This window comes from Chitinophaga rupis (genome assembly GCF_900109685.1).
Lineage (GTDB): Bacteria > Bacteroidota > Bacteroidia > Chitinophagales > Chitinophagaceae > Chitinophaga > Chitinophaga rupis.
Genome location: NZ_FOBB01000002.1, coordinates 132,260 through 153,558 on the forward strand (window position 1 = coordinate 132,260; position 21,299 = coordinate 153,558).

Below are 21,299 nucleotides of genomic sequence, written 5' to 3' on the forward strand. Positions count from 1 at the left end.
TATCAGGTCAATGAAAACGCTCACTCATAGATTAATAATTATAAACCTTGTCCTGCTGGGTATTTTAACGGGATGCAGCAAAAGCTTCCTGGAACGCCCGCCGGAAGATGCGATCGTAGACGCCAACTTTTATAAAAGCGATGACCAGGTGATGGCAGGTACAGCGCCGTTGTATAACATTGTATGGTTTGCCTACAATGATAAGGCATCCCATGGCATTGGCGATGGCAGGGGCGGTAATCTGATGTCAGGCTCTTACCAGGTGGAAAATATCCGTCTGCAAACCACCGATGTTACCGGTGAGGTGTATAGCTCCTGGACTTCCTTTTTTAACGTAATAGCACAGGCTAACCTGGCCATTAACAATATAGAAAAATACGCAGGCCCGGCGGTTTCAGAAACAGTAAAAAAAGCAGGCATTGCAGAAGGCCGTTTTATGCGCGCCGTTGCTTACAGCTTCCTGGTACAGAACTGGGGGCCGGTGCCGGTAATAACCAACAATAACGTGCTGCTGAATGATACCAGCATTTCACGTAACACGGTGGAAACGGTATGGGAATTTATTATACGCGACCTGCATTATGCGGCGGATAATTTGCCTAATGCACCGCTGCAGAAAGGCAGGATCAGCCGCTGGTCTGCCGAAGGCATGCTGGCAAAAATGTTCCTGACCAGGGCAGGGGTAGGCACCAGTGCCGGCGCACGCCGCAAAACAGATCTTGACAGCGCAGCATATTATGCCCAAAGAGTGATTGAGAACAGTGGCGCCAGCTTAATGAGCAATTATGAGGACCTGTACCTGATGAAGAACAATAACAACTCAGAAAGTTTATTTTCCCTGCAATGGAAGTACGATGGCGACTGGGGCACCCAGAACAGCGTACAGGCTTTCCTGGCATATGGTTCTGAGATCACAGGTTTTGCAGATGGCTGGGGCGGCGACCTGGGCGCATCGCTGGACATTATGAAGAAATATTCTCCGCTGGATAAACGGCGCAAGGCAACGTTTATGTACCCCGGAGACCATTACAGCTACATAACCCAGCAGATAGATGATCCCAATAATCCCGGTAAAAAAATAACCCAGCAGCTGCAGGTGCCCTGGAACTCTGTTGGCAATGAGCGGTATAATACAAGGGCATGGGTAAAAAAATATGTAGTAGGCCGCCCTGAGGATAATGACGGGAAAGTAACCCAGCAGCATACGGAAATGAATACCTACATGCTGCGCCTGGCCGACGTTTATCTTACCTACGCAGAAGGCGTGCTGGCTAACCAGGCCGCCACGGCCGATGCGCAGGCGCTGCAGTATTTTAACGCCATACGTACCCGGGCCGGCTTACCCGCCAAAACAACTATTACGCTGGATGATATTTATAATGAGCGCCGCCTGGAATTTGCCATGGAAGGGCAGGCCTGGTACGACCTGGTGCGCCTGCACTATTTTGATCCGGCTAAAGCGCTTTTCATTATGAATAACCAGGACAAAGGCAGCTACCGCATTGTGCCGAATGCAGCACAGAATGCCACTTCCTGGACCATCACCTCAGATACGCCGGCCTTTTATCCAGTAACAGAAAGCAATTTCTATTTGCCTTACCCCGCGGCCGAACTGTCGGCAGCGCCGAACTTAAGGAAGCCACCGGTTCCTTACCAGTTTTAACCAGCATAAAAGCAATAATTATGACACGTTATAATTCAAATATATTCAAAGGCCGGCTGCTAACGTTAATGGTTACACTGTTAGCGGGCTGCCTGCTGATGGGGGCCTGTAAAAAAGATAATGTTTCAGGACCGCCCATGATTGAAAAGGTGAGCCTGCTGGATTCTTCAAAGGTGGACAGTGCCTTTACAAAAGCGCTGCCCTACACCCAGCTGCTGATCACGGGTAAGAACCTGGATGGTATTACGAATGTTTTCTTTAACGAAACGTCCGCGTACTTTAACCCTACCTATAACACCTCTACGCACCTGATCGTAAACATCCCGGCAAATGCGCCTACAGAGGCAACAGATCCTAAGGTGCCCAATACCATCCGGATCGTTACCACGCATGGGCAAACTTCTTACGCATTTGTTGTTGATATTCCCCCACCGTCCATTGACGAGGTTTCCAATGAAAATGCGCTGGCCGGGGATTCGGTAATTGTGTGGGGATCCAGCCTTTGGCTGATTGAGAAAATTACGCTGCCCGGTAACCGGGAGGTCAAAGACTTTAACGCAAATGTGCAGGGTACACGCCTGGCATTTGTAATGCCCAGCCTGGGTACGGATACCGGCCGCTTAGTGATCCAGGGCAAATATGGAACAGCGATGTCTAACGGCCCTTTAAACGATTACCAAAGCGGGGATGTGATCAGCAACCTTACCGCGTCAGGGGAAGCCGGGGAGAACGCTGTTTTCAACTGGGGCTGGTGGGGCGCCAACAGAACCAATGATGCCAGCCTGTTTCCCGGCACACGCGGCTATTACCTGCAGAATATTTTTGGCGGGGTAGGGGCCAATGATGGTGGCTGGTGGAATGGCAACCGGTCCGGTAATTTTAGTGATGTGCCGCTGTTCACCGCTGCAGTTATGAGTCAGCCTGCAGCTAGTTATGCGCTGAAGTTTGAAATAAATACAAAAGAAGCCTGGAAGGGCGGCATTTGCATTATACGGCTGAAAGGAGATGGCGGCTTTGCTTATCGTTATATGCCCTGGCAAAGTACTACCGACAAGGCTTTTAGCACTGATAACAAATGGCAGACCGTGACCATCCCCATCAGCAGCTTTAAAAAAGCTGAAAGCGGTGTGGAAGGTACCGGCGCCAGCGCAGCTGTTATGGGCGATGTGCTGGGCGCAAACGGGGTGGTTTCATTCGGCTACCGCTTTGTTACGGAAAGCGATCCGGTAGAGGTGTTTAACGCTGCCTTTGACAATTTCAGGATCGTAAAAATAAAGTAACATAAAACGGGCATTTATTTAAACAGCGAGGTTAAATATGAGCATTTCTTCACGGCTGATACTCTTATCAGTGCTGCTGCCGGCTGCTGCCTGCAGTAAGCGCACCACCGGCAGCAACAGCACTAAAACAGATACGGACACTGTCACCACAAAAGTGGTCACTCCCCCGGATCCTGAAACAGAAAAGTCCATTGGTTTCTTTTTGAATGAATGGGCACCCAAAAGCTTTACAGCCGGCGCTTATACGGAAACGGGCATTCCGGCTGCCGCTTCCGTTAATGTAACGCTGGATGCCTCCACGGTGGTTACAAAAATATCGCCGGCGCTGTTTGGCAACAATAGCAATCCATATATGTCGCAGATGGTTAACCAGCCCACGCTGCTCAACCATATTACCAAATTGCATCCCGGCATTATACGTTTTCCGGGGGGCAACATCAGCAGTGTTTATTTCTGGGACCGGGCCCCCGGCAATCCGCCGCCCGATGCGCCTGCAAACCTGCTGAATGCAGATGGGGTAAGCAGTGATGCAGGATACTGGTATGGCGGTAATACCGTTGACTGGACACTGTCGCTCAGCAGCTATTATAGCATGCTGGCACAAACAGGTAACCAGGGCATTATCACCGTTAACTACAGCTATGCACGTTATGGAACATCAAATGACCCGGTAGCTGCAGCAGCGCATCTTGCCGCAGAATGGGTGCGTTACGATAACGGGCGTACGAAATACTGGGAGGTAGGCAATGAAAGCAACGGCACCTGGCAGGCCGGCTACCGGATAGACCTGTCGCAGAATAAAGACGGGCAGCCGCAGCTGATCACCGGGGAGCTGTATGGCCGGCATTTTAAAGTTTTTGCAGATTCCATGCACAAGGCGGCAGCAGCCACCGGGAAAACCATCTTTGTGGGTGCGCAGCTGCTGGAAAAACCGGCAGCAACCTGGCAAACACAAACAGATCAAACCTGGAATACAGGCGTGCTGACCCAGGCAGGTAATGCGGCTGATTTCTTTATTGTGCACAGCTATTATACGCCCTATGAAACCAATTCTTCGCCCGCTGAGATCCTGGCCTCGGCCCATTCAGTGACGGCTGAAATGATGCAGCATGTCACTGCTGCTGTGACCAATGCCGGCGTTCCCATGAAGCCGCTGGCCTTAACGGAATGGAATATTTTTGCTACCGGCTCACAGCAAATGGTATCGCAGGTGAGCGGTATACACGCTGTTATGGTGCTGGGGGAATTACTGAAAAACAAGTTTGGTATGGCCAGCCGCTGGGACCTTGCCAATAGCTGGAATAACGGGAATGATCATGGCCTGTTCAGCCAGGGCGAAGGGGCTTCCGGAGAGGCTAAGTGGGCGCCACGGCCGGCCTTTTATTACCTGTATTTTTTTCAGCACTGCCTGGGCGACCGCTTTATTAATTCAACGGTTTCCGGCAGCGCGGATGTTGAAAGCTACGCATCTACCTTTAGCTCAGGAGAGGTAGCAGTTACCCTGGTTAACAAGTCAGCTGCTGCGCAGGATATTCAGCTGTCCTTTAAGAATTTTATTGCCGGCAGCCGTTACTATTGGTATGAGCTGGCCGGCGGTGCCGGTAACTTTTCAAGAAAGGTGCTGGTAAATGGCCAGGGGCCGGCCGGCGAAATTGGCGGGCCCGAAAACTATGCTGCTTTAAAACCATATTCTGCTGCTGCCGCAAATGGTGTAAGGGTTAAAGTCCCTGCCATGGGGGTAGTATGTATGGTGATTGATAAAAGATAAGAATGGGGTAGTTTAAAATTGCCCAGGTTGATACCTGAGCATGATAGCTATCCTTATACTCCTTAACTTAATAAGGAAGCTATAAGTTATTAAAAAAAATGCTAACACAAAAACAACAAGCTCTGCAATAACAGATTATGCGTGAGCGTTGGCCAATTTTTATACGGGCCAGGCAGATCGTTTTACCAGGCCCTGTTTGGAACCAATGAATGACTAAGAGGATGTATCAAAGAGGGTGTCTTGTACACCCTCTTTCCGTTTATTGCTTCCTTTTATTGAAGGGATCTTAGCTTTGCAATATCTTCATCCGTACGGTTACCATGAATTTCAATTTTTTCAAGCGCAGTTTCAATCTCAGCAAACTCCCCATCAGTGAGTGTTACAGCTGCTGCCCCAAAATTTTCCTCCACGCGTGCGGGCTTTCGCGAACCGGGAATAGGCACTATGAAATCTTTCTTATGTAACATCCATGCCAGTGAGATCTGCGCCGGTGTAGCATGCTTTGCCGCTGCAAACTGATGCAGCAGATCCAGCAGCGGCTGGTTGGCAATCATATTATCCCTGTCGAACCGGGTGATCACTCTTCGTGCATCCAGCCCGGTATATTGGGCATTGGGATCCACTTTCCCTGACAAAAATCCGTTTGCTAACGGGGAAAAGGGTACGAAACCGATGCCCAGCTCTTCACACAGGGGGATCACCTCTTTTTCAGAACTGCGCTCCATAATAGAGTATTCGTTCTGTATGGCGGTTAATGGTGTAACTGCATGTGCACGTCTTATTTCTTCTGCTGTTGCCTGTGATTGGCCCCAGCCAAGGATCTTGCCTTCTTTGATCAATTCGCCCATGCAGTATGCAATCTCTTCAACCGGGATATCTTTGTTCACTCTATGCTGGTAATAAAGCTCAACATGGTCAGTGCCTAACCTTTTTAAAGAACCTTCTAAGCGGTTTCTGAGCTCCTGCATTAAACGCGTGCGGGAATTACCTTCCCAGTCTTTTTGAAATAAGAACTTGGTTGCAATAACCACCTGGCCGCGGATGTTTTTTAATGCTTCACCAAGCAGCTGCTCATTTGCGCCCATTGCATATAGTTCAGCAGTATCAAAGAAGGTACAGCCCAGCTCAAAGGCCTGGTGAATAAGCCGGATAGCTTCCTCTTTTTCCGGGGCAGTGCCATATCCCATGCTAAGTCCCATACAGCCATAGCCGATTGCAGATACTTCCAGCCCGTTCAGTTTTCTCTTTTTCATGATGCTTGTATTTATAATAATTTAAAGTGCAGCGCAGTCTTCATGACCGTCTTCATTCAATTTTTATGCATACAAAGTTTCAATTAAAGGGGGCTCATTTTTAAAAGAGAATCAAACCAAAAAGTATGACTTTCAAACTTTTCTTTTCCTGAACGATTTAGGTGTGGCGCCGGTTACCCGTTTGAAGTAGTTATTAAAATAGGTGGGGTATTCAAAACCCAGGCCGTAGGCAATGTCCGCAATGCTCCAGTTGCTATGCTGCAAAAGGGCTTTTGCTTCTGCGGCAATACGTTCCGCAATGTGTACAGAGGTAGGTTTGCCGGTAAGCTCCTTTACCGACCGGTTAAGGTAGTTCACGTGTACTGAGAGCGCGCTGGCAAAATCCTGTGCGGTTCTTAACCTGAGCGGATCTCCGGTGCTTTCTACCGGAAATTGCCTTTCCAGTAATTCCATGAACAGATGGGTGATCCGGGTAGCTGCATTTTTTTGCTTTAGCCCGTTTTGGGATGGCTGGATCTTCAATGCTTCGTGAATGATAAGCTCTATACAGCTCCTGAGCAGCTGGTTCTTATAATCATAATCACTACGGTGTACAGCCAGCATCTCCCGGTAAAGGCTACTCAAAAATGCCGCCTGTTCGCTGTTAACAGGGATCACAGGATTGGCGCCAATGCGGAACAGGGGGGAATTTTGCAAGATCTCCGCGCGTTCCCGGCCCGCAATAAAAGCTTCGGTAAAAAGGCAGCCATAGCCTTTTTTCTCTTTGGAGCGATGCACCACAGTATGTGGAACATGGGGATTGGCGAAGAATAAGATAGTGCCATTTATGCCGATGGTTTGATCGCCGTAGGTAAGGATCATATCGCCGGTTACCAGCACTACTTTATAATAATCCCGCCTGGCGTGATTATGCAGGGTATCTACAGCTCCTGAGATCTCATGGACCTTAAAACCTTTTGAGCTTAGATCTGCAGTACTAAATGCTGAATTTTCAGGTAGGTGCCGGATTGCCATCCGGCAAAATTAAGTAAATCAAACCTCAAATAAAAGCAATAAAGGGCGCAGGCATGCTTCCGGGCCTTTGAGCGCCTGTAAAGTATAATTATCTGCACGGAGCGATGCAGTGGGTTTATTTGTGAAGATCTTTTTTCGGCGATTGTTTTTCTTTTTTTAATTGCGCCCGCGCCTGTTTTAAGCCGGTAGCAATCGCAACTCCTTCTTCAGCGCCGTTTTCCAGGAGCTTATTAGCGATCTCAACAGCCTTTTTGCGCAGCGCCACCGGCTGATTTTTATAGGACGGCGGATAATCTCCATTATACCATGGCATAAAATGTGTTTTGATATCTTAGCTTACAGCCAAATCCGGGCCATTAAAGCGTGGCTCATGGTCCTGCTTTCAATGGTTCAGCGGCGGACTGACTGAAGGGTTCTCTATTTTTTACTATATTTGATTCTGCTAGAATTCCATACTGGTATATTAATATAGAGGGGAAAACATCCGGCTTGTTGACTTGTAGCCTCCTTCAAATACGATAAAGTGCTTAGTATAGACTACAGATGGGTACCATAAACACTAAACAAGATAATACAGGAGCTTTTCAGGATGAAACGGCTGGTCAGACAAATGAAGAACGGCTTTTTCAAAAAATTGTGGAGGAGCAGGAAACGTGTGCCCTTATATTTCTTGATAAGGAAGGGATTATAAAAAGCTGGAACAAAGGGGCCGGGATCATTAAGGGATACAGCAGGTCAGAGGCCATAGGTAAGTATTTTGATATAAGCTTTTTACCCGAAGACCGGGCAGCGAACATTCCGGCTAATCTGCTGAAAACCTCCATGCTGGATGGTAAAGCCGTTTATGAAGGATGGTGTATACGTAAAGACGCCTCAAAATACTGGGGCCAGATAACAGTGAAAGCCCTTTATGATGAAAAAGGACAGCTGCTGGGATTCTCTGAACTAGCGCTGGACCTAAGCCTGGAAAGAGCAGCAGCGGAACGTTCTGAATCCGGCGCAACGCAGCTGCGCAATGATAACCAGGTCCTTAATGAAAGTGGTGAAATGTATCAGGGAATGATTGCAGAGATCCAGGATTATGCGATCATCAGGCTGGATGCAAATGGCGTGATCAGAAGCTGGAACTTAGGCGCCGAAAAGATCAAAGGATACAGAGCTGAAGAAATACTCGGAAAGCATTTCTCGATATTTTATGAGGCCCCCGATAAGGCAAACGGCCTGCCCCAGAAATTAATTGAGTGCGCAAGACATACCGGGAGTGCAAAACACGAAGGGTGGCGCGTTCGCAAAGACGGTAGCCGTTTTTGGGGAAGCATTGTAATAACCGCATTGCATGCAGGCGATGGCACTGTTATAGGTTTTACAAAAGTTACCCGCGATCTTACTGAAAAGAAATTAATTGATGACGAGCTGAAACGCTCCTCTGAAGAATTGAAAAGGAGTATTGCTGAGCTGCGGAAGAGTGAGGAACGTTATCATAAAATGGTGCAGGAAGTACAGGACTATGCGATCATTATGCTGGACGAGGAGGGAAATGTGATCAGCTGGAATATAGGGGCAGAAAGGATCAAAGGTTACCAGGCAAAAGAGATTATAGGCGTTAATTTCCGCATTTTTTACCCACCCAGGGACAAAGAGGCCGGGTTACCTGAAAAGCTGATTCAGATTGCAGCTAAGAACGGAAAAGCCACCCATGAGGGATGGCGCGTCCGGAAAGACGGTAGCCGGTTCTGGGGAAGCATTACCATAACCGCATTGCATGGCGGGGATAATTCGATCATTGGATATTCAAAGGTAACCCGCGATCTTACAGAACGGAAGTTTGCGGAAGACAAGATGAAGGATTATGTAATGCAGCTGGAGAACAAGAACTGGGAGCTGGAACAATTTGCCTATGTTGCCTCACATGACATGCAGGAACCATTACGGAAAATTCAAACCTTCACCGACATCATCCAGAACAATCCCAACAACCAGGCAGTTATAGATAAGTATTTTCCAAAGATCAATATCTCCGCTAAAAGGATGAGCATGCTCATCAAATCTATACTGGATTACAGCCGTTTGGATAAAGTAAAGCACAAGGTACATACGGATCTGAATAAGGTATTGGAATCCGTACGTTTTGACCTGGAATTGATGATCCTGGAACGGAATGCGATCATCCTGCATAAGCCGCTTCCTGCTATTGACGTTTACCCGGACCTGGTTAGCCAGCTGTTTACAAATATTTTGGGCAACGCTTTAAAGTATTGTGATGGGCAACCGGTAATTAAGATCGCTTCAAAGTTTTTGAGGAAAGAAGATATTAAAAACTCACCTCCTGATCTTGAGCACGAATATTTTCTTGAATTATCGTTCCAGGATAATGGTATTGGCTTTGAACAGCAATACGCAGAGGTGATCTTCGCTATTTTTCAAAGATTACATGCAAGAGATAAATATGAAGGCACCGGTATTGGGCTGGCCATGTGTAAAAGAATAATGAAAAACCATTCAGGATTTATACGGGCAACCGGCGAGCCGGGCAAGGGCGCCTGCTTTTACACCTATTTCCCCGTAAGCTATTCGGTGTTTTCCATGAACCAGGAAGCAGCCGCAACCTGGTAATTACCTAATCTTATGAGGCATTGCTGCAATGTAACCGGGTAAGTAATGCCTTACTTGGGAAAGTATTTCTACGTGGCTTATACATGAAATTGGAAACGTTGTAACTAAGAGGTGTGCAGGAACATTATTTGCGTAACTGACACTGTAAGCAAATCTTTTTTCGCAACTAAATCCAGTTATATGTTTTACCACGTAAAAGACCTGCAGTATAATGCAAGGGTTAGCAAGCCCGACCCAGCTTTTGCTACTTTATTATTAGAACAATTTGGCGGCGCTAATGGAGAATTAGCAGCCGCGTTAAGGTACTTTGGCCAGGCTTTTGGCGCCAGGAGCCCGTTCCCGGATAAGTACGACCTTTTAATGGATATTGCCACTGAGGAGTTTAGCCACCTGGAAATTGTTGGCGCCACTATTCAAATGCTGCTGCAAGGTATCAATGGCGATCTGAAAAAAGCTGCAGATGAATCAGAAATTATGCAGCTGCTGGATGGTAAAAAAGCCAAAGAGCAATTCATACACCAGGCCCTGGTTGCTCCGCAGTTCTTAACAACCAGCGGGGGAGGCCCGGCATACACCAACAGCCAGGGCGTTCCCTGGAGCGCAGCCTATATCAATGGCGACTGTAACGGGGATCTGACTGTAGACCTGCGTTCTAATATAGCAGCAGAATCCAGGGCCAAGATAACCTACGAATACCTGTTGCAGTTCACAGATGATCCTTATGTAAAAGATACGCTGAACTTTTTGATGACGCGCGAAGTGGCCCACTTCCAAATGTTTGAAGCAGCGCTGGATTCCATTCAGCCTAACTTCCCGCCGGGCGTGTTACAATCTGATCCGCGCTACAGTAACCTGTATTTTAACATGTCCAGCGGCGCCGATGTAAGAGGCCCATGGAATGAGGGCGAAAGCACCCAGTTTGGTGAAACCTGGCAGTTCATTAATGATCCCGTAAAATATGTGCTTGAAACAAATGGATTGCTGAATGTGCAGCCGGAAGGAACAGAAAGAACGTTGGAAGGGGTAAGCCAGCTGGATCAGGACCTGAGCCAGGAACGCAGTGAAGAAATAAAAATGGCGGTGCCGATAGGTGTAAATGTATGGAGCCAGTCAGAAAAGGAATTAGAAGATCAATCTAAAAGCAGTGGCAGCCGAAAAAAGACTTCAACCAAAAAATAATACAGAAACCCTACAGCAGCAGAGCAGATTGGATATCACTTATTATACTGATCCGCTTTGCTGCTGGAGCTGGGCATTTGAGCCTGTCTGGAAGCAGCTGCGCGCAGATCCGCGTTACGAGCTGCATATCCGTTATTGTATGGGGGGCATGCTCTCCAGCTGGGAGCATTATCATGATACCGTCCGCTCTGTTAGTAAGCCGGTTCAAATGGGCCCGGTGTGGTCAGAAGTAAAGCAGCTCACCGGCTGTTCTTTAAATGACAGGATCTGGTTTACGGATCCGCCGGCATCATCATACCCCGCCTGCCTGGCAGTTAAATGCGCAGAACAGCAGTTGGCATTAGCCGCTGAGCGCTACCTTGAAAACGTAAGGGCTGCTGTTATGGTCCATGGGCGGAACATTGCCCGTAAGGAAGTATTAATAGCAATTGCCAGGGAAACGGAAGCTGCAGATCCGCAGCTGTTTAGCGCAGCTGCTTTTGAGCACGGATTGGAGCTGCCGGAGGTGCTGGAAAGTTTTAAAAAGGACCTGCAAGAAGTAAAAGCACGGAATATATCCCGTTTTCCTTCTTTACTGATCAGGTCTGCCAACAGTACCAGCCAGCTGCTGCTAACCGGTTACCGGCCCTATGAGGTGCTGGAATCCAGTATTGCAAAGTTGCTAGGCAAAGCAAGCCTTTGATGTTATACGCCTTTGCGCAGGCTTTCTGCATATGCATTGGGTAACGGGCTGGCCTCTACGGCTTTTGCTGCTTTTTCAACGTCATAAGAGAAACGGATAAAGTCTGCCTGCACAGTTGCTTTATCTAAAATGCTGCTGTGCTCATTAATATGCAGTAACACATAACCGCCCCTGGGATCACCGTCTTTTGGTTTGCCAACAGAACCAATGTTAATGGCATGGCGGAAATGGTTTTCTTCTCCGGCAATAATTCTATGATAAGGTTTATGGGTATGGCCAAAACACATCACATCTGCGTCAGCATCCTGCATGATCCGGAGCAGGCTTTTTTCGTCCCGGTCCTCAAATAAATACTCGTTTATTTTCCGGGGGCTGCCGTGCACCAGCAACAGGTTCAGCTTATCGCTGTTCAGCTGAAATTCTACTTTAATGTGGGCCGGTAAGGTACGTAGGTACTGGCGTTCTTCCTGTTTTACAATTTCATTGGTGAATGATATGGAAATGGCGCCATTTGCCTTTTCATCATCTGTTTTATACGCGCAGCCACAATCATTGCTGCTGCGGCCAATACCAAAATCATAATTGCCGGCAATAGTGGGAATACCGCGTTTCCGGATCTCCTGTATCACTTCATTGGGCCATATGTTGTAGCCTACCAGGTCGCCCAGGCAATAGATGGCATCGGGCTTACGGATCTCCACATCTTTAAAGAAAGCTTCAAGTGCAGGTAAATTTGCGTGAATGTCGCTGAAGAGTGCAATTTTCATTTTAATCAGGCGCTTTGTAATGTTTGTTTGTTATAATATTTTTTTCTTAACCAGAATGCAACGTTTACCAGTGCTATAAGGGCAGGCACTTCTACTAAGGGCCCTATTACTCCTACGAATGCCTGGCCGGAGTTGATGCCAAATACACCAATAGCTACGGCAATGGCCAGCTCAAAGTTGTTACCGGCTGCTGTAAAGGCAATAGAAGCGTTTTGTGAATAGTTTGCGCCCATTGCTTTCCCTGACAGGAAGCTAACCAGGAACATGATGGCAAAGTATATTACCAGCGGTACTGCTATTCTTAATACATCCAGCGGGATCTGTACGATCAGCTCTCCCTTCAGGCTGAACATAACCATAATGGTAAACAGCAGGGCTATCAATGTAACAGGGGAGATGAACGGCACATATTTTTCCCGGAACCATGTTTCACCTTTTATGGCTATAAGGCCGTAGCGGCTCACAATGCCGGCCAGGAAGGGAATGCCCAGGTATATAGCTACGCTTTTGGCTATTGCAGCAATGGTTACCGGAACGGTGATCCCTTTCATACCAAAAACAGTGGGCAGCCAGGTGATGAACACATATGCATACACGCTATATAGCAGCACCTGGAACAGACTGTTTAATGCTACCAGCCCGGCGGCATATTCCCGGTTACCATCTGCCAGCTCATTCCATACAATAACCATTGCAATGCAACGGGCAAGCCCTATAAGTATTAAGCCGGTCATATATTCAGGGTACCCATGCAGGAATAATACTGCCAGGCCAAACATGAGGATGGGCCCAATGATCCAGTTTAAGACGAGGGATACAGAGAGTATGCGGGTGTTCTTAAATACTTCTCCCATATTTTCATACCGGACTTTTGCCAGCGGGGGATACATCATGAGAATGAGACCCACTGCCAGCGGTATATTGGTGGTGCCGGTGGAAAAAGAATTGATAAAGGTAGCGGATGACGGAAAAAAATAGCCTAAACCGATCCCTGCTGCCATTGCCAGGAAGATCCACAGGGTTAAATACCTATCCAGGAAACCTAATTTTTTCCGCTGTGCCGGATTACAATTTTGATTGCTCATGCATTTTATTTTAGTTGCCCGTTGTAAGGCTTCTGCGTTCCAGTAACAGTGTATCCCGCCAAAGGCCATTCATTTGCCCTATTTTTTCCCGGCGCCCCACTAAACGGAACCCGCATTTCTCATGCACTTTTATACTGGCAATGTTTTCAGGGAATATACCGGCCTGTAATGTCCAGAAGCCGTTGGCTTCACTTGCTGTTATTAAAGCCTGCAGCAGCTGCGTGCCGGCATTTTTGCCGCGGGCATCAGCATGTACATATACACTCACTTCTCCTACACCTGCGTACACACATCTGCCAGATACCGCTGTAAGGGCGGCCCAGCCTATTACCTGGCTGTTTTCAATAGCTACCAGCCGGCAGGTTTTTACATGGGCCTTATCCCACTCTTCCCATTCCGGTGCAGCGGTTTGGAAAGTGGCATTGCCGGTAGCAATACCACTTTCATAAATTGCTTTTACCTGCGGCCAGTGATCCGCTGACATTGGTATGATCTGCATAGTGCTTATTTATTTACAACAATCGGGACCGCAGCAGCTGGCAGCGGCCGGTTTCTCGGCATACACCGTAATGCTATAAATGCCGGTATGGCTGGTTTTAAATTGCGCTATTTCATCCACGGTTAAATATTGGGCCAGTATATCATTTGGAATAGCAATTACTTTTTCCTTTTGAATGGTGATGCCGGTAAAGCCGTTGTTTGTTATCAACGCCAGGTAATCCTGTTTTTGTATAGCCCCGGATACGCAGCCGGCGTACATTTCAGCCGCTGCCTGTATTTTGGGCGGCAGGTTGCCATCCAGCACAATATCGGAAATACTGAAGTGGCCACCGGGTTTCAGCACACGGAAGATCTCCTTAAAAACACCATCCTTATTAGGAACCAAATTTAATACGCAGTTGCTTACAATTACATCGGCCGTGTTGGCGGTAACCGGCATGTGCTCAATATCGCCCTGGCGGAACTCTACGTTGTTGAACTGCAGTTTTTCAGCGTTTGCGCGGGCCTTCTCTATCATGGCCGGCGTAAAATCTATGCCGATCACTTTTCCCGCTTCTCCGGTTTCCTGCCGGGCTATAAAGCAGTCGTTACCGGCGCCGGAGCCCAGGTCAATAACGGTGTTGCCCTTTTGTATCCGGGCAAACTGTGTGGGCAGGCCGCAGCCCAGGCCCAGGTCCGCATCAGGATTATAACCTTCCAGGTTGGAATAGTCATCACTCATGATGTTATATACTTCTGTGGAGCAGCAGCCGGAACCGCAGCAGGAAGCCTGGTTAACGTCTTTTTCCTGCAAGGCGATCTCGCTGTATTTCTGTTGCACCATTTCCTTTATTTGATCATCTGTAGCCATAAAAGGTCGTATTTTATTATCTTATTATTGCAATATTGCGATTGATATGAGTAAAAAATTTTTAGCAGCAGGAGGGGCCGTTGAGATCAACTTCTTTAAAGAAACCTGCAAACAGCTGCTGGTATTGTTTCCATACTTTGGGATTAATACAATAGCAAACGCTGGCGCCTTCAATGGTGCCCTGTATTAAACCGGCTGTTTTCAGCTCTTTCAAATGCTGGGAGGTAGTGGCTTGTGCCAGCCCCAGCTCATCTACCAGGTCACCGCAAACGCAGGCGTTCTTTTTAACCAGGTATTGCAAAATGGCAATACGGGCCGGATGAGCCAGCGCTTTGGCCATGATGGCTATATCATTCTGTTGTTTCGTGAAGAGGTCTGTTTTAGTAGCTCCCATTGGTTCCTTATTGTAATATCGCAATATTACGATGTGTTGTTGAGACCACCAAATAAAAATTTATAGTGTTTGGGAAATGAAAGGGAAACAATCTGCATCTATCTGCACTACTTCTTATTCAAACCGCTTCAACAAATTATCCGAAGCAATTCTGTAGGCTTCATGTGCGCCTTTTTCCCTGATCTCCCGGCCGGCTTGTTCATTCATTCCGTTAGGTGTTTCTGCATGTTGAGCCAGTTCTTTAAAATTAATGGAGCTGTCCTGTTGTGCAGCAAGGCAGAGCGCCTGGAACAGTCCAGCAATGTATTGATTGGCGGTTGTGGCATCTACACCATTGGCAATGGTCCAGCTGCTAAGCTCATGCAGCAGGTCATAAAATGGGGTAATGAGTCCTGTGAGTGTCCACAATGCATGCAGCTGATGTTCATCAGTTACCTGTAATGGCTGGCCTAAATGGCTAAACAGCTGTATTACGGTGTCATTGGCCTGAAAGAGAAGAATAGGTCCCGTATGCTGCATAACAGTTGGAGTGGGAACGGCGCGGACCACCTGGGTGGCCGGTGCTACCGCATTAAGCAGCTCAGCTTTTTTCAGCAGGGGTACCAGCGATACCACGATCTGTTCTTCCCGGAACACCAGCGTGCGCAACACTTCCACTGCAGCAGCGGGCCTCACAGCTATAAAAACAATATCCGATTGATCGATCACCTGCTGATTGCTTTCCATCCGCCGGACCTGTGCGTATTTCTCCGCCAGGCGTTGCGCATTGGCTTCATTGCGGGGCGAAAGATATATCTGCGTGTTTTCGATGGAGGAAGTGCATAATCCTTCTACGATAGCGTTGGTGATTTTTCCGACACCGATAAAACCGATCTGCATTTTTGTGTTAAAGTTATTGTTATCTCTTTAATTTTCCCCAACCTGCAACTTTTCCCTCACCCAATCGTCTTAGCTAACTATTCAGTCACTCAAAACCCAATTCTCATAAAATGAAGCATATCATTATCCTACTACTCTCCGTACTCACAATCTCCGCTTACGGGCAGGACAAATACAATTACGTCTACTTTAATAAGCTCACAGAGCTCGATGGAACAGATTATGTGCTTGCAACCATTGAAAATACCGGGAAAATGTATACCACAAATAGTACTTCCCTGTTGTTCATAAACGCCAGGACCGGGCAGTCAAAACAAATTGATTTTCCCAAAGGCAGCTTCATAGAGAAGATCGAGCAGATCAAAATAGATAGTTTTCAAATTAACAGGGTAATGATAACAGCCCGTACGGTAAACCTTAATAATGACAAAAGCATTGATTGGGATGACCCCACCCAGATCATTATGCTCTCAACAGACGGACAGGAAAAAGTACAATTAACCGAAGATAATTTTTTCGTAAGGACCTGGTTGATCAATCGCCATACAGGAACGATTGTTATTGCGGGTCATACCGACACCAATAATAATGGTAAATACGATAAGACAGACAAAAGCCAGGTACTGCTTTACGACTTAAAAACATTAAAATTAATAGTAAGGATCTAGGCAAAGATCAGCCTTACGGCGTGCACCCGTGCCTGTTGTAAAGAGAGTAAAGTACAACCCGCGTAAGCAATAGCTCCACGCGGGTTGTGTTCTTTTATTTAGCAGACACCAACGTCATTCCCGTTCCTGAAAAGATCAGGAAATTATCGAAGGACATATCAGCGGCATGCGCCCGGATACCTGCTTTACCACTTATGATCGGCGCGGGATCGGTATAATCAATGACCGGCGTTATCATATCATTCAGATAGATCTTTATGTTAGCGCCATTTAGCACCGCCCTGAGCTTATAGGATTGCCCGGCGCTAAGCGCCTGCGCCTGATAGGCAAGAGTGGTCCAGTTGTAGTTCTGTTTACCCAGCACAATGCCACCGGCTTCAATACCTGCGTAGTAACCCTGCAGGTAATCAGAGCTAACGGCGTTGGATGTACCAAATTCCCCTGCGGCCGGGTTACGCACGCGGAAGATCAGCCCACCATTTCCTGCTGAAGGACATTGCACATCTGCTTCAACGGTATAATCCGTCCAGCCAACATTTCCCATGGCCCGTTTGCCAAAACCATTAATAGCAGCCCTGCCGGATGAGATAGAGAAGCTTCCGTTATCATAATTCCATAAACCAGAGAAGCTGCCGGAATCAAAGTTATCTGAACCACTGGGCAGGGTAGTGGTCCCCGATTCAAATTTCAGCGTGGAGAAATCAAATTCACCTTCAACAGTTTCCAGCCGGATGGTGTGATTGCCTGCAGGAAGATTTAAATTTTTTAAGACAGCCGTGCGCCAGGTGCTCCAGGCGCCTGTAGCAGGGATAACAACAATCCCGGAAACATCCGCTCCGTCGCAGTAAACGCGTACTTTGCAGGAAGTGAAAGTAGTGGCATACCTCAAACCAAGATGGTAGGGGCCTGTTGATTGTACATTCACATTGTACTGGTACCATTCACCGGTCTGGTTCCAGCCGATATTTTCCCCACCTTCTTCGCAGTCGCGTATATCCACATTGTCTGAGCGGTATTTACCGCCGGTGTTTTCGTTGGTGAGATCGTGATAGCCAACTCCTTCGCCTCCTTCGTTATAATGAACCGCAGGAATGGTCCCCGGAACAGGTTTATTAAAACTAAATACCCCGCTTCCATTTACCCGGTTGCTGAAGGCCGTGTATCCGAAACCAGCGTGATCGTTATAGGTAGTTACGCCGATCTTGCCGGCAGCAGTAATGTTAGCCGTACGGGTCGATTTCAGCATGCCATCTACATAGATCCTGAAGGTGCTGCCTTCTTTTTCTACCCGTATTACATGCCATTTCTGATAATCCCAGCCGGCAGGCAGCGGAATGGAATTTACACCAGTAGATGCTCCGTTCACTTTTATATCTGTTTCCAGCGTATTACTAAAGCTGCTCAGTAATGCCGATCCAAAAGTATTTTCATCCATATAAGAAAACACGGCTCCGAAGCGGGCATCATTTCCGCCCCGGCTCATTTCTTTCATGTTAAATTCTGCCGTATAGTTGGCCGCAGCGGTAACCGTTGTAACCTGCCGGTACCATTGCAGGGTGGCTTTATTATCCTGCCACATCAGCTCCTGGTTGTATATTCCCCAGTTACCACCATTGATATTTGTCCAGCCGCTGCCAATAGCTGTCCGGTCAAACGGTCATAAAAAGTGGGTAAGGCGGGAGAGGGCTGCGTCCAGTTTGTAGGGCCATATACTAATAGCTTGCTGCCGTTAAAGCCCATAGGATCAATATTGAGTTTTCTATTAGGGCCTACGATAGTGCTGGGACCTAGCAGGTTATGATAGGCAATGAACCAGGTATCCAGGTCAGGACCTATAACAGCACCGCTATGGCCCAGGCCAAAGAAAGCACCTTCCGTATTGAGTAAAATCGGATTGTCAGTGCCTGCAGTATAGCTGCCTAATGGTGCGGTGGCGGTGGCATAGTTAACCCGGTATCCCCTGCTGAAAACATGATTACCGGTATAGGTGATGTAATAAACCCCATTGCGTTTAAAGATGGTGGAGCCTTCTGTCCAGCCGTTAAGCGATGTACCGCTTAGTGTGTTTCCTGTGCCGATGGATAAGGGACCACTCATGGTAGCGCCTTGTATGCCGCTGCCACCTGCGTTGGTGAAATACATTTGTCCATCATCATCTGTAAATACAGAACCGTCAATACTATGGCCCAGGTTGCCCGTCTGCACCGTGAATGGACCTGTGGGGCTGTCGGCCGACAGAATGTAATGGCCATTACCTGCCGGTGATGTATACATGTAAAATTTACCGTTCCAGTAAATTACCTCAGGAGCATAGGCTCCCTGGGATATGGTAACGGTGCTGGATACACATAGTCCTTCATAGTTCCAGTTAGCCAGGTCCCAGCTGCTCCAGCATTTAACGCCTGCCTGGTCATCACGTGTGCTGCAGTATAAATAATATTTGCCCCTGAACTTAAGGATGTAAGGATCTCCAATACCATATTCTCCCCATTCCTGCGGGAGCGTGCGGGGATTGGTAACCTGGCTGAAAGCTGGCAGGGAATGCAGCAGAGCGCTTAATAACAGGGTAAGCAATGATTTTAAAAGCATGTTTTTTTTCAGAAGTTGGGTAACGGAAAAAGAGGGGATCGTAGAAATGGTTTTCATAACAATGTGATTTAGTGGATAGATAAACCGGGAAACAATGATTATAAAATAACAACAATTTTGTTGGCTTTTCACAAAATACTATCTTCCCCATTCAAGGCTTCAAGATATCATGAAAGCATTCACAATTTCAATCCTGGTATTCACCGTTTTTAACTGCTTTTCAACTCAGGCGCAAACGCTGGATACCCTGATTGACGTAGGTGGTTATAAGCTGCATTTTGTTATTTTAAAAGGAAAAGGCATACCAATACTTTTTGAAGCGGGTGGCGGTGAAGATGCTACAACATGGAATAAGATTACCGGACCTGTTGCAGAACGTACCGCAGCTACCTTAATAACGTATGACCGGGCGGGCTTTGGCAAAAGCACATTCGACACAACTAAGCATGGGATCCTGAATGGAATGATCGGCCTGGAAACCGGGCTAAAAAAATTAGGTTATAACAGCAACATTATACTGGTTGCCCATTCACAGGGTGGTCTGTACGCCCAGCTGTATGCCGCCCGGCATCCTGACAAGGTTAAAGCTGCCGTACTGATCGACGTTACAACAACCTGTTTCTACAATAAAAAAAGACTTGCCGCAACGCAACAAGTGATCAACCATCAAAATACTTACAAACTAAGGGCATCGAATCCAGGATCCTATTACCAGGGAGCTGATTTTAGCAGCAACATCGAACGGATGAGGAAATTTGCCTTTCCAATCACGGTCCCGGTAACAGACTTTGTTTCAGACCGGACTCCCTTCAAGGATAGCATTGATATTAATGACTGGAAACGCTGTCACCGGGAGTTTGCCGCAGTGTCATCCAACCGCTCAGGCATCCTGGCAACCGGCTGCGGGCATTTTATCTTCAACGATAATCCTCCATTGGTGATCAACGCTATTGTCAAGGCTTATACTATGGCATCCGGCAAATAACCCTTCATAACTAACAGGCACTCTCAAATTGTCCGTTTCCGGACGCCAGCTGTTTACATTTGAACAAGTGTAAAAAAATATAATATATAAGTAATACATCTTGCATGCCGCTCAGGTATGGCAATCTTCTTGTAGCAGCTTTTGTATAATACCAAGATTATGAGCCACATTGTTATTCCTATTCCACCACTACCAGGTAAGCAGGAAATAGAAGTTGAAGTAACGATCAACAACCAGAAGCAACAGCTGCACTACCGGGTAGAGCTGTTTTACTGGGACGAGTGTTCTAATCCCATGGGGCACCGGGCAGATTGCATCAGTGAAATGCTGTCGCACCATGATCCGGAGTGGATGGTATATTATATTGGCGCACCAACGGACAAGTTTGTGCCGATCACATTTGTGAGTAAAGAAAGCAGGAAGCTATTGCAAAAGGTTAAAGCATGAGGTAAATAGCTACTTCCTTCAATAAAAAAAACTCCGGTCAGGAGATTTAACTTAATTGCTTGTACCCGCTAAGGCGCAATAGAGCAGCTGCTTAGCGATAGCTGCTGCAATCTAATTACCTGCCTGCTTCCTGCACCCAATAACCCCGGTTCCATTAAATTTTTGGAGAATAATTTCTCCCGCAATAACTTAATATAGTTAGAGCAAGTACAATACATCAGAACTCCAATATATTTACCTATTAATAAGAATCACCCCTTACTGTGACATAATCACTGCTATTATATAAGCCATACTATACTTTAATCCATCAGTAATGAAAGTTCCCTATATCAGATCGTCGAAATTTTTGACTGTAATATTCTGGGTAATTATTACTATTGCCGCTTTTGCGCTATATCGGAAAGAAAGTACCAGTGCTGTAATACAGTATAATAGTACCCAGGATTTTGATATATATATCACTGATAAACTAAAATGGATTACCTCACCGGACTCCCACAAAGTGGGGCACGCTGGTTTTATTATGAGCTTAAATGATACCTTAGGCCGGCATGTTACGGATATATGGCTAACGGAGGGTGAGCTTGATACGCAAAAAATTAATCCCTATAACGACTGGAAAAAATTGTTGCAAGGTACAAATGCGATTATAGTTATTCTTTAAAAGATGGATTTAAAT

The 21,299-nt window shown here is 46.9% G+C and carries 21 protein-coding genes; 10 read left to right on the forward strand and 11 right to left on the reverse strand.

The genetic code is table 11. The features are described from left to right. Positions 1 to 10: 10 nt before the first annotated feature. Genes BMZ54_RS07790 through BMZ54_RS07800 form a run of 3 tightly spaced genes read left to right on the forward strand, consistent with a single transcriptional unit; the run spans position 11 to position 4,711 of the window. Positions 11 to 1,663, forward strand: coding sequence for a RagB/SusD family nutrient uptake outer membrane protein (locus tag BMZ54_RS07790; RefSeq protein ID WP_089908758.1), 1,653 nt, complete (start codon positions 11 to 13; stop codon positions 1,661 to 1,663). Positions 1,664 to 1,683: 20 nt separating this feature from the next. Further along, a complete protein-coding gene (locus BMZ54_RS07795) occupies positions 1,684 to 2,943 on the forward strand; it encodes a glycan-binding surface protein (protein ID WP_089908763.1) in 1,260 nt (419 codons plus the stop codon). A 37-nt stretch (positions 2,944 to 2,980) separates the two neighbouring features. Continuing rightward, a complete protein-coding gene (locus BMZ54_RS07800) occupies positions 2,981 to 4,711 on the forward strand; it encodes an alpha-L-arabinofuranosidase (RefSeq protein ID WP_089908765.1) in 1,731 nt (576 codons plus the stop codon). A 272-nt stretch (positions 4,712 to 4,983) separates the two neighbouring features. Here BMZ54_RS07800 and BMZ54_RS07805 read toward each other — a convergent pair whose 3' ends face one another. From BMZ54_RS07805 to BMZ54_RS07815, 3 genes are all read right to left on the reverse strand, one after another. Continuing rightward, positions 4,984 to 5,964: an aldo/keto reductase gene (locus BMZ54_RS07805; protein ID WP_089908768.1), complete on the reverse strand. Its 981-nt coding sequence runs from the start codon at positions 5,962 to 5,964 to the stop codon at positions 4,984 to 4,986. Between the two features lie 132 nt (positions 5,965 to 6,096). Then, the gene (locus BMZ54_RS07810) at positions 6,097 to 6,978 is read right to left on the reverse strand and encodes a helix-turn-helix domain-containing protein (RefSeq protein ID WP_089908771.1); all 882 of its coding nucleotides are present in this window, start codon (positions 6,976 to 6,978) and stop codon (positions 6,097 to 6,099) included. 115 nt (positions 6,979 to 7,093) lie between these two features. Then, positions 7,094 to 7,291: a DUF2188 domain-containing protein gene (locus BMZ54_RS07815; protein ID WP_089908774.1), complete on the reverse strand. Its 198-nt coding sequence runs from the start codon at positions 7,289 to 7,291 to the stop codon at positions 7,094 to 7,096. A gap of 230 nt (positions 7,292 to 7,521) precedes the next feature. Between BMZ54_RS07815 and BMZ54_RS07820 the strand changes: the two genes are divergently transcribed. The 3 genes from BMZ54_RS07820 to BMZ54_RS07830 all read left to right on the forward strand — a co-directional run bounded on the left by BMZ54_RS07820 (position 7,522) and on the right by BMZ54_RS07830 (position 11,452). Continuing rightward, the gene (locus tag BMZ54_RS07820; protein WP_089908777.1) at positions 7,522 to 9,591 is read left to right on the forward strand and encodes a PAS domain-containing sensor histidine kinase; all 2,070 of its coding nucleotides are present in this window, start codon (positions 7,522 to 7,524) and stop codon (positions 9,589 to 9,591) included. Positions 9,592 to 9,771: 180 nt separating this feature from the next. Then, the gene (locus BMZ54_RS07825) at positions 9,772 to 10,770 is read left to right on the forward strand and encodes a manganese catalase family protein (protein WP_089908780.1); all 999 of its coding nucleotides are present in this window, start codon (positions 9,772 to 9,774) and stop codon (positions 10,768 to 10,770) included. A 28-nt stretch (positions 10,771 to 10,798) separates the two neighbouring features. Then, complete coding sequence (locus BMZ54_RS07830) at positions 10,799 to 11,452, forward strand: DsbA family protein (RefSeq protein WP_162277496.1); 654 nt, start codon at positions 10,799 to 10,801, stop codon at positions 11,450 to 11,452. 2 nt (positions 11,453 to 11,454) lie between these two features. Here the strand turns inward: BMZ54_RS07830 and BMZ54_RS07835 are convergent, their stop codons facing one another. From BMZ54_RS07835 to BMZ54_RS07860, 6 genes are all read right to left on the reverse strand, one after another. Next, entirely contained in the window at positions 11,455 to 12,219 is a 765-nt protein-coding gene (locus tag BMZ54_RS07835; protein ID WP_089908786.1) for a metallophosphoesterase family protein, read from the reverse strand. A gap of 5 nt (positions 12,220 to 12,224) precedes the next feature. After that, positions 12,225 to 13,304: an ACR3 family arsenite efflux transporter gene (gene arsB / locus BMZ54_RS07840; RefSeq protein ID WP_089908789.1), complete on the reverse strand. Its 1,080-nt coding sequence runs from the start codon at positions 13,302 to 13,304 to the stop codon at positions 12,225 to 12,227. A 10-nt stretch (positions 13,305 to 13,314) separates the two neighbouring features. After that, complete coding sequence (locus tag BMZ54_RS07845) at positions 13,315 to 13,803, reverse strand: GNAT family N-acetyltransferase (RefSeq protein ID WP_202909179.1); 489 nt, start codon at positions 13,801 to 13,803, stop codon at positions 13,315 to 13,317. Between the two features lie 9 nt (positions 13,804 to 13,812). Then, entirely contained in the window at positions 13,813 to 14,655 is an 843-nt protein-coding gene (locus BMZ54_RS07850; RefSeq protein WP_089908795.1) for an arsenite methyltransferase, read from the reverse strand. A gap of 61 nt (positions 14,656 to 14,716) precedes the next feature. Further along, positions 14,717 to 15,049, reverse strand: coding sequence for an ArsR/SmtB family transcription factor (locus BMZ54_RS07855; RefSeq protein ID WP_089908798.1), 333 nt, complete (start codon positions 15,047 to 15,049; stop codon positions 14,717 to 14,719). A 114-nt stretch (positions 15,050 to 15,163) separates the two neighbouring features. After that, complete coding sequence (locus tag BMZ54_RS07860; protein ID WP_089908800.1) at positions 15,164 to 15,928, reverse strand: NAD(P)-binding domain-containing protein; 765 nt, start codon at positions 15,926 to 15,928, stop codon at positions 15,164 to 15,166. Between the two features lie 110 nt (positions 15,929 to 16,038). Between BMZ54_RS07860 and BMZ54_RS07865 the strand changes: the two genes are divergently transcribed. After that, positions 16,039 to 16,596, forward strand: a complete 558-nt coding sequence (locus BMZ54_RS07865; protein ID WP_089908803.1) for a hypothetical protein — start codon at positions 16,039 to 16,041, stop codon at positions 16,594 to 16,596. A gap of 94 nt (positions 16,597 to 16,690) precedes the next feature. Here the strand turns inward: BMZ54_RS07865 and BMZ54_RS07870 are convergent, their stop codons facing one another. Next, on the reverse strand, positions 16,691 to 18,175 hold the full coding sequence (locus BMZ54_RS07870) for a carbohydrate-binding protein (RefSeq protein WP_089908806.1): 1,485 nt from the start codon (positions 18,173 to 18,175) through the stop codon (positions 16,691 to 16,693). Beyond that, on the reverse strand, positions 18,175 to 19,242 hold the full coding sequence (locus BMZ54_RS07875; protein WP_089908809.1) for a glycoside hydrolase family 43 protein: 1,068 nt from the start codon (positions 19,240 to 19,242) through the stop codon (positions 18,175 to 18,177). The genes BMZ54_RS07870 and BMZ54_RS07875 overlap by 1 nt, the downstream gene beginning before the upstream one ends. Positions 19,243 to 19,354: 112 nt before the next feature. Here BMZ54_RS07875 and BMZ54_RS07880 point away from each other — a divergent pair, with 112 nt between their 5' ends. The 3 genes from BMZ54_RS07880 to BMZ54_RS07890 all read left to right on the forward strand — a co-directional run bounded on the left by BMZ54_RS07880 (position 19,355) and on the right by BMZ54_RS07890 (position 21,284). Continuing rightward, positions 19,355 to 20,170: an alpha/beta fold hydrolase gene (locus tag BMZ54_RS07880; protein ID WP_089908812.1), complete on the forward strand. Its 816-nt coding sequence runs from the start codon at positions 19,355 to 19,357 to the stop codon at positions 20,168 to 20,170. Between the two features lie 159 nt (positions 20,171 to 20,329). Further along, complete coding sequence (locus tag BMZ54_RS07885) at positions 20,330 to 20,617, forward strand: hypothetical protein (protein WP_089908816.1); 288 nt, start codon at positions 20,330 to 20,332, stop codon at positions 20,615 to 20,617. A 316-nt stretch (positions 20,618 to 20,933) separates the two neighbouring features. Further along, positions 20,934 to 21,284: a hypothetical protein gene (locus BMZ54_RS07890; RefSeq protein WP_143080934.1), complete on the forward strand. Its 351-nt coding sequence runs from the start codon at positions 20,934 to 20,936 to the stop codon at positions 21,282 to 21,284. Positions 21,285 to 21,299: the final 15 nt, after the last annotated feature.

Bases quoted from the DNA above. Each gene is read 5' to 3' on its own strand.
- BMZ54_RS07790 (WP_089908758.1), top strand. From the start codon at position 11: ATGAAAACGCTCACTCATAGATTAATAATTATAAACCTTGTCCTGCTG.
- BMZ54_RS07795 (WP_089908763.1), top strand. From the start codon at position 1,684: ATGACACGTTATAATTCAAATATATTCAAAGGCCGGCTGCTAACGTTA.
- BMZ54_RS07800 (WP_089908765.1), top strand. From the start codon at position 2,981: ATGAGCATTTCTTCACGGCTGATACTCTTATCAGTGCTGCTGCCGGCT.
- BMZ54_RS07805 (WP_089908768.1), bottom strand. From the start codon at position 5,964: ATGAAAAAGAGAAAACTGAACGGGCTGGAAGTATCTGCAATCGGCTAT.
- BMZ54_RS07810 (WP_089908771.1), bottom strand. From the start codon at position 6,978: ATGGCAATCCGGCACCTACCTGAAAATTCAGCATTTAGTACTGCAGAT.
- BMZ54_RS07815 (WP_089908774.1), bottom strand. From the start codon at position 7,291: ATGCCATGGTATAATGGAGATTATCCGCCGTCCTATAAAAATCAGCCG.
- BMZ54_RS07820 (WP_089908777.1), top strand. From the start codon at position 7,522: ATGGGTACCATAAACACTAAACAAGATAATACAGGAGCTTTTCAGGAT.
- BMZ54_RS07825 (WP_089908780.1), top strand. From the start codon at position 9,772: ATGTTTTACCACGTAAAAGACCTGCAGTATAATGCAAGGGTTAGCAAG.
- BMZ54_RS07835 (WP_089908786.1), bottom strand. From the start codon at position 12,219: ATGAAAATTGCACTCTTCAGCGACATTCACGCAAATTTACCTGCACTT.
- arsB (WP_089908789.1), bottom strand. From the start codon at position 13,304: ATGAGCAATCAAAATTGTAATCCGGCACAGCGGAAAAAATTAGGTTTC.
- BMZ54_RS07845 (WP_202909179.1), bottom strand. From the start codon at position 13,803: ATGCAGATCATACCAATGTCAGCGGATCACTGGCCGCAGGTAAAAGCA.
- BMZ54_RS07850 (WP_089908795.1), bottom strand. From the start codon at position 14,655: ATGGCTACAGATGATCAAATAAAGGAAATGGTGCAACAGAAATACAGC.
- BMZ54_RS07855 (WP_089908798.1), bottom strand. From the start codon at position 15,049: ATGGGAGCTACTAAAACAGACCTCTTCACGAAACAACAGAATGATATA.
- BMZ54_RS07860 (WP_089908800.1), bottom strand. From the start codon at position 15,928: ATGCAGATCGGTTTTATCGGTGTCGGAAAAATCACCAACGCTATCGTA.
- BMZ54_RS07865 (WP_089908803.1), top strand. From the start codon at position 16,039: ATGAAGCATATCATTATCCTACTACTCTCCGTACTCACAATCTCCGCT.
- BMZ54_RS07870 (WP_089908806.1), bottom strand. From the start codon at position 18,175: ATGTGGCAGGATAATAAAGCCACCCTGCAATGGTACCGGCAGGTTACA.
- BMZ54_RS07875 (WP_089908809.1), bottom strand. From the start codon at position 19,242: ATGAAAACCATTTCTACGATCCCCTCTTTTTCCGTTACCCAACTTCTG.
- BMZ54_RS07880 (WP_089908812.1), top strand. From the start codon at position 19,355: ATGAAAGCATTCACAATTTCAATCCTGGTATTCACCGTTTTTAACTGC.
- BMZ54_RS07885 (WP_089908816.1), top strand. From the start codon at position 20,330: ATGAGCCACATTGTTATTCCTATTCCACCACTACCAGGTAAGCAGGAA.
- BMZ54_RS07890 (WP_143080934.1), top strand. From the start codon at position 20,934: ATGAAAGTTCCCTATATCAGATCGTCGAAATTTTTGACTGTAATATTC.